The organism is Rhizobium sp. P40RR-XXII, assembly GCF_012641405.1.
GTDB lineage: Bacteria > Pseudomonadota > Alphaproteobacteria > Rhizobiales > Rhizobiaceae > Rhizobium.
The window spans coordinates 63,086-78,419 of the sequence record NZ_JABAII010000011.1 but is presented as its reverse complement, the minus strand read 5'-3'; the positions used below and the strand labels follow the sequence as shown (position 1 = coordinate 78,419).

Genomic DNA, 15,334 nt, shown 5'->3' with positions numbered 1-15,334 from the left:
GCGGCATGGCGGAAATCAAGTCTCACGAATTCGACGGGTTCCTCCATAATGCCGCGCGAAACTATCGCATTTTTGTCATTTATGGGCCGGATCGCGGCCTGGTGTCTGAACGGGCTGCGCAAATCGCCGGCAAGACCGGCGTCGACCTGAACGATGCTTTTTCTCTCATTAAGCTCGACGTCACAGACCTGCAGAATGATGCCGGCCGCCTGCTTGACGAAGTGAATGCCATCGGTCTGTTCGGCGGCGAGAAGCTCGTCTGGATTCGCGGTGCCGCCAATGAAAAGGCGCTCATCGATTCCCTGCAGATCGTTGCCGACAATCCTCCGGACACCAGCTTTGTCATCATCGAAGCCGGCGATCTCAAAAAAGGATCAGGGCTGCGCAAGGTTGCGGAGCCGACTCGCAGCATCGCTACCATTCCCTGCTATGCCGATGATGTCAGGGCTCTCAATAGCCTGATAGATACTGAGCTGTCCAATGAGGGACTGCGTATTACGCCTGCCGCTCGCCAGACATTGCTGGAGCTTCTCGGAGGCGATCGCATCGCGTCACGCAACGAAGTGCGCAAACTTGCCCTTTACTGCCGCGGCCAGGACATGATCGAGGAACAACACGTCATCGAGATTATCGGTGACGCCAGCGCGGTTTCCGCTGATGACGCCGTCGATGCCATTCTGAAGGGTGATTCGGAGGCCTTCCTGCGCGCCATGCAGAGGATTTCCTCATCTAAAACGCCGATGTTCCTCGTGTTACAGGGCTGTCTGAGACAGTTTCAGATGCTTGATACGATGCGGGCGGAGATGGATGAAAAGCGGATCGCTCCCGCCCAGGTCATGCAGACGCACGGCCGCCATCTGCATTTCCGCCGCAAGCCTCTCATCGAACAGGCGCTCCGGAGCTGGACCGCGCCAGCGATTGCCCGGGAAATGAACAGATTGCAAAGCGCTATTCTTCAGACACGCCAGCGGGCCAGCCTGGAAGATACTATTGCCACCCAGACCCTATTGGCAACCACGCTGCAATCGGCTCGAAAGGGTTGATGTTTCGCAGGAAACAGCCGGCGCAAATGGCTACGGATCCATTTCCAATGGACCAAGCTTTGCCTTTAGCCGGCTGACTGTAATTGCAAAGCTGCGGAATGCCTTCAGCGCCGCTCCAGCAACCGGCAGATCTCCTCGAGCTGCTCCAGCGTCTTGTAACTGATCTTCACCTGGCCGCCATTGCCGCGATGATTGATCGAAACGTCCAAACCGAGCGTATCGGAGAGTGTACGCTCCAGCGCCAGTGTATCGGAATCCTTTTCGTCCTTGCGCGCACCGGCGGGGCGAGGATCGTTCTGGGCCTTGATATCATTCTGCGCCAATCGCTCGGCATCGCGCACCGACATGCCCTTGGACACGATGGTGCGGGCCAGCGCAGCTGGATCGGATGTCGACACCAGGGCACGCGCATGACCGGCAGACAGACTGCCGCCCGCAAGCATATCGCGCACCGGATCGGGCAGCTTCAGCAGTCGCAGCGAGTTGGCGACATGGCTGCGGCTCTTGCCGATGATTTCGCCGAGATCGTTCTGCGTATAGCCATGCTCAGCGATTAGCTGCTCGTAGCCCAGCGCCTCTTCAAGTGGGTTGAGATCGGCACGCTGGACGTTTTCGACAATCGCAATTTCAAGAGCGGTCTTGTCGTCGACATCCCGGACAATGACCGGAATTTCGATCAGGCCGGCAAGCTGCGCTGCTCGCCAGCGTCTTTCGCCGGCTATGATCTCATAGCGGTCCGCCGAAATCGTTCGCGCGACGACCGGCTGGACGATACCGTGCTGGCGGATGGAGCTGGCAAGATCATGCAGCTCCGTTTCATCGAAATAGCGGCGCGGGTTTCTCGGGTTCCGGTTGATGAATTCGATCGGCACCAGACGATCCGGATTGACCGCCGGCTTGCCCGCATCCACTGGCGTTGGCTGGTCCATCTCACCGATGAGAGCCGCCAATCCGCGCCCGAGACGCCGCTTCGAAAGATCATCATTCATTACCGATACTCACTCTGGAACAATACATATCATGCGGCAGCCTTGCGCTGCCGCTCTCTTTGGATCACTTCCGAAGCCAATTGCAGATAAGCCTGGCTGCCTGCGCATTTCAGGTCATAGAGAATGGCTGGCTTCCCATAGGAAGGCGCCTCGGACACGCGTACGTTGCGCGGAATCAACGTATGGTAGACTTTCTCACCCAAATGGGTGCGAACATCGCTGACCACCTGCTGTGCCAGATTGTTGCGGGAGTCGAACATCGTCAAAACGATCCCCTGAATATCCAGGGATGGATTGACCGTGCGGCGAACCTGATCAACAGTTTCCAGGAGCTGGCTGAGGCCTTCCAGTGCGAAAAATTCGCACTGCAACGGCACCAACACGGAATGTGCCGCAGCCATGGCATTCATCGTCAGCAAATTGAAGGACGGCGGGCAATCGACCAGAATATAGGAGAAGGCGAGGGCCTCCGGCGCATTCAGCGACCGGCGAAGCTTGAAGACCCGATCCGGCTGCTGTGCAATCTCCATTTCGACACCGAGCAGATCCATCGTCGATGGCACGATGAAGAGATTTGGGACGGCGGTTTCCTGGACGGTATCCATGATCGAATGGGTGCCTACCAGGAGATCATAGGAGGATAGTTTTCGATCTCGCCGCTCGATCCCAAGACCCGTACTGGCATTGCCCTGTGGGTCGAGATCAACGATCAGGACGCGCTCACCGATCGCAGCAAGAGCGGTCGCCAAGTTGATGGCGGTCGTGGTCTTGCCGACTCCGCCCTTTTGATTTGCGATGGTAATAATCCGGTTTCGCTCGCCGATCATCTGCCGCACATCCAATTATGGTTAATTCACGCATCGCAGTCGACTCAGCTCCAAAATGACGGAATCTTGCTCGACGACACTCCGATGTTTTACCAGATCGAATTCCCAACGACCACGGGCTTTCTCAAGCTCACGCTCGTAATCCCGGCCTTTGTGCAGAAAAAGCCGTAGATTTTCGTTGCGCTCGCGCCAGGGCGCCGCGTAATCAAGCAACAATTCCAGCTCCGCAAGAGCCCGCGCCGAGATCGCATCGCAATGCTGGGCGACAGTAGGTGCGTTTTCGATGCGAACGGCGTGAACGGCGCCGCGCGCTTCGCATTCCCGCAGGCACACGCGCAGAAAAGCAGCCTTCTTCTGATTGCTTTCAATTAAATCAACATGTCCCGCGCCCGTTTCAGCCAGGAGAATTGCCGTTATCACGCCGGGAAAGCCGCCGCCGCTACCTAGATCGACCCAATGACTCGGCACGGGATGGAGCTGAAAAATCTGCGCGCTATCGGCAATATGGCGGCGCCAGAGATCATCGACAGTAGAAGGCGCGACAAGATTGATAGTTTTCGCCCATTTCTGGAAAAGTTGGGCGAAATGCTGCAACCGCTCCTGTGTTTCACGTGAAACACGTACACCGTTCAATTCCATATTTGGACTCTCTAACCTTGTAGGATCAGGATACGAGCTTCTGCTCGTCCTGATTGCTCGCCTTCCTAAGATGCGCCAGCAATAAGGAAATAGCCGCTGGCGTCATTCCATCAATCCGCGACGCCTGAGCAATGTTCTTCGGATTTGCCGCGGCGAGCTTCTGCTTCAGCTCATTAGACAATCCTGAGAGAATGGCAAAGTCGAAGTCGAGCGGAATGGCCCGCTCTTCCTCTTTCCGGACCTGTGCGATATCCGCCGCCTGCCGGTCCATATAAACCGCGTAAGCGGCCTCGATCTCGATCGCTTCGGTAACGCCCCGCTCCATGGATTGCAGCTCAGGCCAAAGACGGGACAGCGTCTCGATCGATTGACCCGGATGAGAGAGAAGCTCATAAGCAGAACGGCGCTGACCATCCCTATTCAAATGCATTCCGGCCTTCTCGGCCTCGCTTGGCGTAATCTTCAAATCCCTCAGGCGCGCACGCGCCTGCTCGAGCTTCGTCACATACCCTCCGAACCGCGATGCGCGATCGGCGCCCACGCAACCGATGGATAGGCCGACCGGGGTCAGGCGCACATCCGCATTATCGGCCCGCAGGGAAAGGCGGTATTCCGCGCGCGAGGTAAACATGCGATAGGGTTCTGCAACGCCGCGTGACGTCAGATCGTCTATCATCACGCCGATATAGGAGTCCGTTCGGCTGAATTCTATGGCTTTGCCGCCGGAAGCAAGGCGCGCAGCATTCAGCCCCGCAACAAGACCCTGCGCTCCAGCCTCTTCATATCCGGTGGTGCCGTTGATCTGGCCGGCAAGGAAAAGCCCGGGAATCTTTTCCACCTCCAGAGAGAGCTTCAGCTCGCGCGGATCCACATGATCATATTCAATCGCATAGGCGTATTGGAGGATTCTGACTCGTTCCAGACCCGGAATGGTTTTAATGAAATTCTCTTGGACGTCCTCGGGAAGGGAGGTCGATATGCCGTTCGGATAGACAGTCGTATCATCGAGACCTTCCGGTTCCAGGAATATCTGATGGCCGTCGCGCTCCCCAAACTTAACGATCTTGTCCTCAATGGAGGGGCAATAGCGCGGTCCGACACCTTCAATCTGTCCGGAATACATCGCCGAACGCTTTAGATTGTCGGCAATGATCCTATGTGTCTCCGGTGTCGTTCGCGTGACGCCACATTCAATCTGCGGATTGACGATGGAATCAGTCATGAAAGAGAAAGGCGTGGGATCCTCGTCGGCGCCCTGTTTCCCGACAGAGGCCCAATCGATGGTCGTGCCGTCAAGGCGGGCCGGGGTTCCGGTCTTCAAACGTCCAAGGGCAAGCCCATGTCGCAACAATGTTGCCGAAAGCCCAACTGAAGGTTCTTCGCCGACACGGCCAGCCGGGATTTTCTTGTCGCCAATATGAATAAGGCCGCGAAGAAAAGTTCCGGTCGTCAGAACGACGGCACCACAACGGATGACCCTGCCATCCTTCAACGCAACGGCGGATACGCGCCCGTGCTCGAGGACGAGGTCAAACGCATCCCCTTCGATGACATCGAGATTGTCAATTGCACCGATCTCGGCCTGCATGGCCAAACGATAGAGCTTTCGATCAGCTTGCGTACGCGGGCCACGAACGGCAGGTCCCTTCTTGCGATTGAGCATGCGGAATTGAATGCCGGCCGCATCGGCAACCCGGCCCATCAAGCCGTCAAGCGCATCGATTTCCCGCACGAGATGACCCTTGCCGAGGCCGCCAATGGCGGGATTGCAGGACATGACGCCGATCGTGTCTCGCTTATGTGTCACCAACACAGTGCGCGCGCCCAGGCGCGCGGCCGCGGCTGCGGCCTCGCTGCCAGCGTGGCCGCCTCCCACAACGATCACATCATACACTTTATCGAACATCACCAAGTCCTCGGTCGTGCCGTCTGTTTGGCACACCAATTTCAGGAGTCAAGAAGGTTTCACGTGAAACGTTCGTCCGTCACCCAATCGGACATGTTTCACGTGAATCATTTGCCAATGCAGAATTCCGAGAAGATCACGTCCAACAGATCTTCGACATCAACGCGTCCCGTTATGCGCCCGAGGCTGGTGGCCGCCTGTCGCAAATACTCAGCCCTGATATCGAGACCGCGATCCTCGGAGGCAAGTGCTGCCGCAACGGCAGCCAGACTTTCACTGAGTAATGTCCGATGCCGCAGCCGGCTCGGTAGTGCCAATGAAAGAGATTCCGAGCGATCCTTTAGGTCGTTTCGAAGAAACTGGTGTAGCTCCGATAATCCTACGCCCGTCTCCGACGAAATAAGCACGTCATATTCCTTGCTGCCTTGGTCGGGATATAGGTCTGATTTCGTCCCCAGCGTGACAATTTTGCCGGAGAAGCCTGGGAAATCCAGTTGCGGACGATCACCGATTTCCGCCAGGGACAGAACGAGATCGGCATCAGCGACGGTCTTAAGGGCGCGGCGTATTCCCTCGCGCTCGATAATCTCGTCGGTTTCCCGCAAACCGGCCGTATCGTAAAGCTTGACGGCATATCCCTCGATGTTGAGGTCGACATGCAGAACGTCACGTGTCGTTCCAGCAATGTCGGTAACAATCGCCACTTCACGTTTTGCCAGCGCATTCATCAGGCTGGATTTGCCAGCATTCGGCGGTCCGGCAATCACCACTTTCAAGCCGTCGCGGATAATTTCGCCCAGATCCGCACCCTTGAGATGATCGGATAGTTCGGAATGTAGCCGCTGCATATCCGCCCATACAATATCCGATACAGAGCCGGGCACATCGTCTTCGTCGGCGAAATCCAGCTCCGCCTCGATCAACGCGCGAACGCGCGTCAACCTGTCAGCCCAGCCATTATAAATGTCCGATAGCCCGCCGGCGGCATGCTCCAAGGCGAGACGCCGCTGCATCTCGGTTTCGGCACTGATAAGGTCTGCCAGGCCTTCCACCTCGACAAGATCCATCTTCCCGTTCTCAAGGGCACGACGCGAAAACTCTCCATGCTCCGCAAGACGGCACGCGTCGAACATGGAAAGTTCCGTTAGAAGCGCATTGACGACGGCCTTACCACCATGAACATGAATCTCGACGCAATCCTCTCCGGTAAAGGAGGTTGGACCGGGAAAAATCAGCACAAGGCCGCGGTCGATCATTAAACCGTTACGAGTCCGAATCGTTTTCAGCGCAGCCTGCCGCGGCGCTGGCAGAGACCCAGCCAAAGACAGAGCGGCAGGGAAGGCTGCTGGTCCGCTGATGCGGATCACAGCAACGCCGGCCGGCAGCCCGCCGCTGGATAGGGCATAGATCGTATCATTTGCCGTCATTGAATTGATCCGCATCCGAGTCGATACCCATCGACTTCCCGCTTCGATGATATCACGTCGCTAAAACGAAACAGGGGCCGCTTAAAGGCGGCCCCGACTATAACATGCAACCAGCGCCGCCAAAGAGCACTGTGGACGAATCCGGCTAATGATCAGGTGTTCATCGACTCGAAGAAGTCCGGATTGTTCTTCGTCTGCTTGAGCTTGTCGATCAGGAATTCGATCGCGTCGGTCGTGCCCATTGGCGCGAGAATACGGCGAAGAACGAAGATTTTCTGGAGATCCTGGCGCGGCACCAGCAGATCTTCCTTACGCGTACCGGACTTGAGGATATCCATCGCCGGGAAGATGCGCTTGTCGGCAACCTTGCGGTCGAGAACGATTTCCGAGTTACCGGTACCCTTGAATTCTTCGAAGATGACTTCGTCCATGCGGCTCCCGGTATCGATCAGCGCCGTCGCGATAATCGTCAGGGACCCACCCTCTTCGATATTACGGGCAGCACCGAAGAAGCGCTTCGGGCGCTGCAGAGCGTTTGCGTCAACACCGCCAGTCAAAACCTTACCGGAAGAGGGGACGACGGTGTTATAGGCACGGCCGAGGCGTGTGATCGAATCGAGCAGGATGACGACGTCACGTCCGTGTTCGACTAGGCGCTTCGCCTTCTCGATCACCATTTCGGCGACCTGAACGTGCCGGACGGCCGGTTCATCGAATGTCGAGGAGATGACTTCGCCGCGAACGGAGCGCTGCATGTCGGTCACTTCTTCCGGACGTTCGTCGATCAGGAGAACGATCAGATAGCAGTCCGGATGATTGGCGGTGATCGAATGGGCGATGTTCTGCAGCAGGACGGTCTTACCCGTGCGCGGCGGTGCGACGATCAGGCCGCGCTGGCCCTTGCCGAGCGGCGCCACCAGGTCGATCACGCGCGGCGACAGATCCTTCGTCGTGGGCACGTCGAGTTCCATGCGGAAGCGCTCGTTCGGATAGAGCGGCGTCAGGTTGTCGAAGTGAACCTTGTGACGGATCTTTTCCGGATCGTCGAAATTGATGGTGTTCACTTTCAGCAGCGCGAAATAGCGCTCGCCTTCCTTCGGTCCGCGGATCGGTCCCTCGACCGTGTCGCCCGTCTTCAGCGAGAAGCGGCGAATCTGGGAGGGAGAGATGTAGATATCGTCCGGGCCGGGAAGATAGTTGGCATTGGCGGAACGCAAGAAACCGAAGCCGTCCTGCAGAACTTCGACGACGCCCTCGCCGATGATTTCCACGTCCTGGCTCGCCAGTACCTTCAGAATGGCAAACATCAGTTCCTGTTTGCGCATCGTGCTTGCGTTCTCGACCTCGAGCGATTCGGCGAAGGCCAGGAGATCGGTCGGGGATTTATTTTTCAGTTCCTGAAGCTTCATTTCAGCCATGAAGGGAATTACTCGTTTTTTTAGGAGGGGAAAGGCAATGTTGCTCGAATTCAGAACCGCGATAGGGGCGCTCGCGGGCGACAGAATGGATACATGCCACGAAGAGAAGATGGCGGGAAAATAGCGACTCACTTTCTGAACCGCAAGGGGGGCATGCAAAATGAAAGAAATTTAACGCTGCCCCTAATACAGCCCCACCTTACGCAAATGGCTTCACCACCACGAGAATGACAATCGCGATCATCAACAGCGTCGGCGCCTCGTTCATTAGTCGCCAGTAGCGCGCCGAATGTTTGTTCTCATCGCGGGCAAAAGCGCGTGCCGCGCTGCTGAAATGCCCATGAACAGCCGATAGCAGCACGACAAGCCCGATCTTGGCGTGCAGCCATCCGCCGTGAAAATCATAGACCGACCAGGCAAGATAGAGCCCGAAAATCCACGTCAAAATCATCGCCGGCGTGATGATGTAGTGCAATAGCCGCTGCTCCATCACCTTGAACGTCTCGGATTGCTGCGAACCCGGTTCGGCATCGGTATGATAGACGAAAAGCCGCGGCAGGTAGAACATGCCGGCCATCCATGAAATCACCGCGATGATGTGAAGCGCCTTGATCCAGAGATAGAGATCGCTTGGATGCCAGGCGAACAGGCCGATCGCCAGGACGGCGAAGATCAGGATCATGGAATAGGCGCGCCGTCCGGCTTTCTGGCCAGGTGCGGAATCCGTCTGCTTTTCCACCGCCATCAGTTCCTCCATCCCCGCACACGTTCGACAAGCGTCGAAACATTGGCGGGATCCGCCTGTGGCGTAATGCCATGGCCGAGATTGAAAATCAGCGGACCGCTGCCAAGATGCCGCAGAATATCGTCGATCCCCTCTTCCAGAGCCTTGCCCCCGGCAACCACGCGCATTGGATCGAGATTTCCCTGTATGGGCCCATCCTTCTGGAGTTCGCGCGCGAAAGCCAGCGGCACCGACCAGTCGAGACCGATCGCATCGGCGCCAGTCTTCTGCCGATAGGTTTTCAGCAGATATCCCGCGCCCTTGGCGAAAGCGATGACGCGAGCCTGCGGCCGCCGTGCCTTCACCGACGCAATCATTTTCGCAACCGGCTTGACCGCATAAGCTGCGAATTCCTTTTCGCCGAGCACGCCAGCCCAGGAATCGAAAATCTGCACGGCATCTGCGCCGGCGTCGATCTGCGCCACGAGATAATCGGCTGAGATATCGGCAAGCAGCATCAAGAGATGTTCGAACGCCTTGGGATGGCGATAGGCAAATAGCCGGGCAGGGGCCTGATCGGGCGTACCATGTCCGGCGATCATATAGGTCGCAACGGTCCAGGGTGCCCCGCAGAAGCCGAGAAGCGTCGTTTCCACCGGCAGCTCCCGCCGTAACCTCCTCACCGTTTCCATGACCGGCGCAAGATGCGCCAGGATGCCCTCCGGCTTCAGCGCCAGGATGCCGGCTTCATCGATCGGATCCATCTCCGGTCCATGCCCTTCAGTAAACCGGACATTCCGTTTCAGCGCATCAGGGATGACCAGGATGTCGGAGAAAAGAATAGCCGCATCGAAGCCATAACGACGGATCGGCTGCAGCGTCACTTCCACCGCGTGATCGGGCGAATAACAGAGATCGAGAAAGCTCCCAGCTTTAGCGCGTGTCTCGCGATATTCCGGGAGATAGCGTCCTGCCTGACGCATCAGCCAGAGAGGGGGAGGGATGAGCGTTTCTCCGCTTAGCACCCGCATGATCTTCCGGCGTTCATCGGTCAAAGACGTCGTCCTATATAAAACCAAACATATATCTAAGGTTTCTATTTCTTAGAGTCGGTGACTATCAAGGATTAAAGTTCATCCATCGCCTGTCCAATTTGTCGCGCCTCACGCGGAAATTTGCAGCGATTCGAACGCCGCGAGCCGATATGTGGAAAACAAAGACGATCTTTCAATCATTTGAGCAGCTTGCAGCTGAATTTGCTTTATCCCGTTCTGGGGACAAAGTGGGGATCGAAGTTGCGCTTCTCAACTTGTCCACATTGCCCACAGCCGCGGCGAAGGCCTTCTCTCGAAAATCCCAAATGTGGAAAACTCGGCGGTTTTCCACTTGCCGAGGATAGGCCCCTTCTCGTACCTCTCTTTTCTCCCGAGATATCAACAGGTGACGGAAAGTAGCGTGGAAAACCGAACGAGCTTCTTTCATCTGCACCTGATTTCTGACTCAACGGGCGAGACTCTCATCTCCGCCGGTCGTGCCGCCTCGGTGCAATTCCATGCTAGCCAGCCGATCGAGCACGTCTATCCGCTGATCAGAAACCGCAAGCAGCTGCTGCCGGTTCTGGAGGCGATCGATAATAGCCCCGGCATTGTCCTCTATACGATCGTCGATCGTGAACTCGCCGATTTCATCGCCGAGCGGTGCAAGGATATGGGCGTGCCTTGCGTCAATGTTCTCGAACCTGTCATGAATGTCTTCCAGACCTATCTCGGTACGGCATCGCGCCGACGCGTCGGCGCGCAGCATGTGATGAACGCTGATTATTTCGCCCGCATCGAAGCGCTGAACTTCACCATGGATCATGATGACGGGCAGATGCCGGATGATTATGACGATGCCGATGTCGTCATCATCGGCATCAGCCGCACCTCGAAGACGCCGACGAGCATCTATCTGGCCAATCGCGGCATCAAGACCGCCAATATACCTATCGTCCACGGCGTGCCGTTGCCGGAGAGCTTGAGCAAGGCGACCAAGCCATTGATCGTCGGATTGGTGGCAACGACCGATCGCATCTCGCAAGTACGCGAAAACCGCATTCTCGGCACGACGCCCGGCTTCGATCGTGGTGACTATACGGATCGCGCCGCCATTTCCGAAGAGCTGAAATATGCCCGCTCGCTTTGCGCCCGACACAATTGGCCGATCATCGATGTCACGCGCCGCTCGATCGAAGAGACTGCGGCGGCCATTGTTGCCCTGCGCCCCAAGCTGCGTTAAGCGCTGCACATTATTATCCCGGAGGCAGCCGTCATGACCGTGCCCCTTATTCTTGCATCATCCAGCCCATTCCGACGGATGCTGATGGAAAATGCCGGGTTGCATTTCCAGGCCATCGCCGCCGATGTCGACGAACGCGCAATCGAAGCCCCGCTCGAACGGGATGGCGCCAGCCCCGATGCTGTCGCGCTCGTCCTGGCAAAGGCGAAGGCAAAGGAAGTCAGCGATCGCTTCTCGGGCTCGCTCGTCATCGGTTCGGATCAGACCATGTCGCTCGGTGACCAGGTCTTCCACAAACCGAAGACGATGGCGGATGCGGAAAATCATCTGCGGACCCTGTCGGGTAAAACGCATCGCCTGAACAGCGCCATCGCGTTGGCCCGCAATGGCGATATCATCTGGGAGCATGTGTCGCACGCCGATCTGACCATGCGCGAGCTGCCGGCCGATTTCATCCATCGGCATCTCGGCCGCGTCGGAGAGAAGGCATTGTCAAGCGTCGGCGCCTATCAGCTCGAGGGCGAAGGCATCCAGCTTTTCTCGAAAATCGACGGCGATTATTTCACGATCGTCGGATTGCCGATGCTGCCGCTGCTGGAAAAACTGCGTGAGTTGGGGACGATCGATGGATGATTCACGTGAAACACCGGGCATAAACGCTTTCGTAACGGGTTATCCGATCAAGCATTCGCGCTCGCCGCTGATCCATGGCTACTGGCTGCGGCAGCTCGGTCTGGCCGGAAGCTATCGCGCGCATGCAGTGCTCCCCGAGGATTTCGCTGCCTTCATCACGTCGCTGAAAGAGGGCACCAGCGGCTTCGTCGGCGGCAATGTCACGATCCCTCACAAGGAAGCGGCGTTCAAACTCGCCGATCGGCCCGATGAGCTTTCGGAAGAACTTGGCGCCGCCAACACCTTGTGGATCGAGGACCGGCTGCTGCATGCGACGAACAGCGATGGCCGTGGTTTCACGGCGAACCTCGATGAGCGTCATCCCGGCTGGGATCGCAGCGACCGGACCGTGATCCTCGGCGCAGGCGGCGCCAGCCGCGCGGTGATACAGGCCGTGCGTGATCGCGGCTTCAAGGAAATCCACATCGTCAACCGCACGGTCGAGCGGGCGCGGGAGCTGGCGGATCGGTTCGGCGAACGTGTTCATGCCCATCCGATGGCAGCACTTGGCGACGTCATGCAAGGTGCCGGCCTTTTCATCAACACGACCTCGCTCGGCATGGATGGCGAAGCCGCACCGCGGATCGATTTCTCGCCACTTGCACAAGGGGCTGTCGTTACCGACATTGTCTATGTACCCTTGAAGACGCCGCTTCTGACGCAGGCCGAGGAACAGGGCTTTGCCATCGTCGATGGCCTTGGCATGCTGTTGCACCAGGCGGTGCCAGGCTTCGAAAAATGGTTCGGAAAGCGTCCGGTGGTTGATGATACTTTGAGGGCGTTGATCATCGCGGATATGGAAAAGCATTGATGATCAGGATCGGGCTGACGGGATCGATCGGCATGGGAAAATCGACCTCGGCGAAACTCTTCGCCGAAGCCGGAATTCCGGCGAACGATTCCGATGCTGTCGTGCATGATCTTTATAGCGGCGAAGCGGTTCCTCTGGTCGAGGCTGCCTTCCCCGGTACGACCAGCAATGGCAAAGTCGACCGGCAGGAACTCAGCCGGAAGCTTGCGGGCGAACCCTCCGGTTTCAAGCGTCTCGAAGCCATTATCCATCCGCTCGTTCGCGAGCGCGAGCGCGAATTCCTGGAACGTCAGCGGCAAGCAGGCGCCGATATGGTGGTGCTGGATATTCCGCTCCTGTTCGAAACCGGCGCGGACAAGAGGGTCGACAAGATCGTCGTCGTCAGCTGTGATCCACAGATTCAGAGAGAAAGAGTGCTTGCCCGACCAGGCATGACGGAGGAAAAATTCAACATGATTCTCTCCCGACAGACGCCGGATGCGGAAAAACGGGCACGCGCCGATTACGTCATCGATACCGGCGGCAGTATCGATGCGGCCCGCAAGCAGGTAAGAGAGATCGTCGCGGATCTGCGGCGCAAGCAGCGGAATAAGAAATAGGAAGGCGGAGCCCCCACATGCGCGAAATCATTTTCGATACGGAAACCACCGGCCTCGACAACAGGGCAGACCGTATCATCGAAATCGGCGGCATCGAGCTCTTCAACCATTTCCCGACCGGCAAAACGCTGCATCTTTTTATCAATCCCGGCGACCGCAAGGTTCATCCCGATGCGCTTGCTGTGCACGGCATCACCGATGAATCACTGAAGGACAAGCCGCCCTTCGAAGTCGTTGCGGATCAGATCCTCGATTTCTTCGGCGACGCCAAATGGATTGCGCACAACGCCACCTTCGACATGGGCTTCGTCAACGCGGAATTTGCAAGGATCGGCCGGCCGCCGATCCTGCCCGATATGGTGATCGATACGCTCGCCATGGCCCGGCGCAAGCATCCCATGGGTCCGAATTCGCTGGATGCACTCTGCCGGCGCTACGGCGTCGACAATTCGCATCGCACCCAGCATGGCGCGCTTCTCGACTCCGAACTGCTCGCCGAAGTCTATATCGAGATGATCGGCGGCCGGCAGACCGCGCTGGGTCTCGGCAGCGCCAATGGTTCGTCGGCGCGTTCGCGTCAGAACTATGCCGTGGAGGAAATCGTTGCTGATATTCTCGAACGGCCTTATCCGCTGCCGAGCCGACTGAGCGAGGAAGAGCTCGCTGCCCATGCCGCACTGGTCGCCAAGCTTGGCGCGAAGGGAATCTGGTCCAAATATCGCGCCTCCGAATAAGGCGCTTCCCCAGGTCGTCAAAGAAAATGCCCAGGTCTTTCGATCCGGGCATTTCTATTCTATCTCTTTGTTATCTAGCAATTCTAGGCGGAAAACCGCTGCGCACTGGAATTGCTCTAGTTCGGAACGGCCGAAACCTGGGCGCGGGCCTGCTCCTCGGCCATGCGCTGCGTGAACATCTGCGCGAAATCGATCGGGTCGATCATCAGCGGCGGGAAGCCGCCATTGCGCGTGACGTCAGCGATGATCTGGCGTGCGAAGGGGAACAGCAGGCGCGGGCATTCGATGAAAAGCAGCGGCAGCATGTGTTCCTGCGGGAAGCCGGTGACGCGGAAGACGCCGCCATAGACCAGCTCGGTATGGAAGAGAACGCGCTCGCCATCCTTGGCTTCGGCATTCAGCGTCAGCACGACGTCAAAATCCTCGTCCGACAGCGGGTTGGCGTTGACGTTGACATTGATATTGATGTCGGGAGCATTTTCCCGGGCCTGAAGCGAGCGCGGAGCCCCCGGATTTTCAAAGGAAAGATCCTTGGTGTACTGAGCAAGGATGCTGAGGCTCGGGCTGGCTGCACCGTTGCCGTTGGTCTCGTTGGCCATGGGGGTGTCCTCTCACGTCTCGATGGGTGTCGCCATCTAGCATTTAGAATAGGGGCTTACAACCCTTATGGCCCGGTGCTCAATTGCGCTATTCTAGTCCTTTAGGCGCTTCTGATCGGACCATGGCGAGTTGCGGTTCGGCTCGCGATGGAAATCGGTTTCGTCCAGATCGACCACCGTTTCAGGGTTGCGTGGCCGGCCTTGCGGGCTGGCGTCCGGACCCTGTCCTCGCCGGAAGGCGCGCGAATTGCCGACAACGACGATGCGCTTGCGCAGCACCGTCCAGGCAAGATCGCGCACCGCCGGGATGAAAAGCAGCAGGCCAATGATATCGGAAATGAAGCCGGGCAGCATTAGGAAAAAGGCCGCGACGACGATCATGGCGCCATGCACCATCTCGCGGCCGGGATCGCCGCCATTGCGGCTTTCGGCGGAGATGCGCTGGAGGATCCCGATCCCTTGAATTCTTAAGAGAACGGCACCGAGCAGCACGCTGAGGATGACAAGCCCCAGGGTGGCCCAGACGCCGATCATTTTTCCGACGACGATGAATCCGGCGATTTCCGCCAGAGGCATCAGAGAAACGAAGATAGGAAGAAGTGATAGGCGCATGTTACGGTGGTCCTGAAAGCGGGTTTCTTCGCGTAGGCGTTGGTTTCTCGCGTATAA

General features: G+C 57.6%; 16 protein-coding genes. 6 read left to right on the top strand and 10 right to left on the bottom strand.

Annotation, left to right across the window (positions count from 1 at the left end; translation table 11 throughout):
• Positions 1 to 5: 5 nt before the first annotated feature.
• The gene (gene holA / locus HGP16_RS20845; RefSeq protein ID WP_168841914.1) at positions 6 to 1,043 is read left to right on the top strand and encodes a DNA polymerase III subunit delta; all 1,038 of its coding nucleotides are present in this window, start codon (positions 6 to 8) and stop codon (positions 1,041 to 1,043) included.
• A 104-nt stretch (positions 1,044 to 1,147) separates the two neighbouring features.
• Here the strand turns inward: holA and HGP16_RS20840 are convergent, their stop codons facing one another.
• From HGP16_RS20840 to hemE, 8 genes are all read right to left on the bottom strand, one after another.
• Complete coding sequence (locus HGP16_RS20840; protein WP_168841913.1) at positions 1,148 to 2,032, bottom strand: ParB/RepB/Spo0J family partition protein; 885 nt, start codon at positions 2,030 to 2,032, stop codon at positions 1,148 to 1,150.
• Positions 2,033 to 2,061: 29 nt separating this feature from the next.
• The gene (locus tag HGP16_RS20835) at positions 2,062 to 2,859 is read right to left on the bottom strand and encodes a ParA family protein (RefSeq protein WP_168841912.1); all 798 of its coding nucleotides are present in this window, start codon (positions 2,857 to 2,859) and stop codon (positions 2,062 to 2,064) included.
• Positions 2,860 to 2,880: 21 nt separating this feature from the next.
• Positions 2,881 to 3,498, bottom strand: a complete 618-nt coding sequence (gene rsmG, locus HGP16_RS20830; protein ID WP_168841911.1) for a 16S rRNA (guanine(527)-N(7))-methyltransferase RsmG — start codon at positions 3,496 to 3,498, stop codon at positions 2,881 to 2,883.
• Positions 3,499 to 3,523: 25 nt separating this feature from the next.
• Positions 3,524 to 5,404, bottom strand: a complete 1,881-nt coding sequence (gene mnmG, locus HGP16_RS20825; RefSeq protein ID WP_168841910.1) for a tRNA uridine-5-carboxymethylaminomethyl(34) synthesis enzyme MnmG — start codon at positions 5,402 to 5,404, stop codon at positions 3,524 to 3,526.
• Between the two features lie 107 nt (positions 5,405 to 5,511).
• A complete protein-coding gene (gene mnmE, locus HGP16_RS20820) occupies positions 5,512 to 6,846 on the bottom strand; it encodes a tRNA uridine-5-carboxymethylaminomethyl(34) synthesis GTPase MnmE (protein ID WP_168841909.1) in 1,335 nt (444 codons plus the stop codon).
• A 137-nt stretch (positions 6,847 to 6,983) separates the two neighbouring features.
• Entirely contained in the window at positions 6,984 to 8,249 is a 1,266-nt protein-coding gene (gene rho, locus HGP16_RS20815; protein ID WP_205926641.1) for a transcription termination factor Rho, read from the bottom strand.
• Between the two features lie 199 nt (positions 8,250 to 8,448).
• The gene (gene hemJ / locus HGP16_RS20810; protein ID WP_205926642.1) at positions 8,449 to 8,994 is read right to left on the bottom strand and encodes a protoporphyrinogen oxidase HemJ; all 546 of its coding nucleotides are present in this window, start codon (positions 8,992 to 8,994) and stop codon (positions 8,449 to 8,451) included.
• Positions 8,994 to 10,028: a uroporphyrinogen decarboxylase gene (gene hemE / locus HGP16_RS20805; RefSeq protein WP_168841908.1), complete on the bottom strand. Its 1,035-nt coding sequence runs from the start codon at positions 10,026 to 10,028 to the stop codon at positions 8,994 to 8,996. The genes hemJ and hemE overlap by 1 nt, the downstream gene beginning before the upstream one ends.
• Positions 10,029 to 10,428: 400 nt before the next feature.
• On the opposite strand from hemE, the gene HGP16_RS20800 reads away from it, so the two are divergent.
• Genes HGP16_RS20800 through dnaQ form a run of 5 tightly spaced genes read left to right on the top strand, consistent with a single transcriptional unit; the run spans position 10,429 to position 14,066 of the window.
• Positions 10,429 to 11,250 carry a pyruvate, water dikinase regulatory protein gene (locus HGP16_RS20800; protein WP_168841907.1) on the top strand — a complete coding sequence of 274 codons (822 nt, stop codon included), beginning with the start codon at positions 10,429 to 10,431 and terminating at the stop codon, positions 11,248 to 11,250.
• Positions 11,251 to 11,283: 33 nt separating this feature from the next.
• Positions 11,284 to 11,883, top strand: coding sequence for a Maf-like protein (locus tag HGP16_RS20795; protein ID WP_168841906.1), 600 nt, complete (start codon positions 11,284 to 11,286; stop codon positions 11,881 to 11,883).
• Positions 11,876 to 12,733: a shikimate dehydrogenase gene (locus tag HGP16_RS20790; RefSeq protein WP_168841905.1), complete on the top strand. Its 858-nt coding sequence runs from the start codon at positions 11,876 to 11,878 to the stop codon at positions 12,731 to 12,733. Before HGP16_RS20795 ends, HGP16_RS20790 begins: the two co-directional genes overlap by 8 nt.
• Positions 12,733 to 13,332 carry a dephospho-CoA kinase gene (gene coaE, locus HGP16_RS20785; protein WP_168841904.1) on the top strand — a complete coding sequence of 200 codons (600 nt, stop codon included), beginning with the start codon at positions 12,733 to 12,735 and terminating at the stop codon, positions 13,330 to 13,332. Before HGP16_RS20790 ends, coaE begins: the two co-directional genes overlap by 1 nt.
• A gap of 17 nt (positions 13,333 to 13,349) precedes the next feature.
• Complete coding sequence (dnaQ, locus tag HGP16_RS20780) at positions 13,350 to 14,066, top strand: DNA polymerase III subunit epsilon (RefSeq protein ID WP_168841903.1); 717 nt, start codon at positions 13,350 to 13,352, stop codon at positions 14,064 to 14,066.
• 116 nt (positions 14,067 to 14,182) lie between these two features.
• Here the strand turns inward: dnaQ and secB are convergent, their stop codons facing one another.
• Together secB and HGP16_RS20770 are read right to left on the bottom strand one after the other, a co-directional pair.
• Positions 14,183 to 14,665, bottom strand: a complete 483-nt coding sequence (gene secB / locus HGP16_RS20775) for a protein-export chaperone SecB (RefSeq protein WP_112339883.1) — start codon at positions 14,663 to 14,665, stop codon at positions 14,183 to 14,185.
• Between the two features lie 93 nt (positions 14,666 to 14,758).
• Positions 14,759 to 15,277, bottom strand: coding sequence for an FxsA family protein (locus HGP16_RS20770; RefSeq protein ID WP_168841902.1), 519 nt, complete (start codon positions 15,275 to 15,277; stop codon positions 14,759 to 14,761).
• Positions 15,278 to 15,334 lie beyond the last annotated feature (57 nt).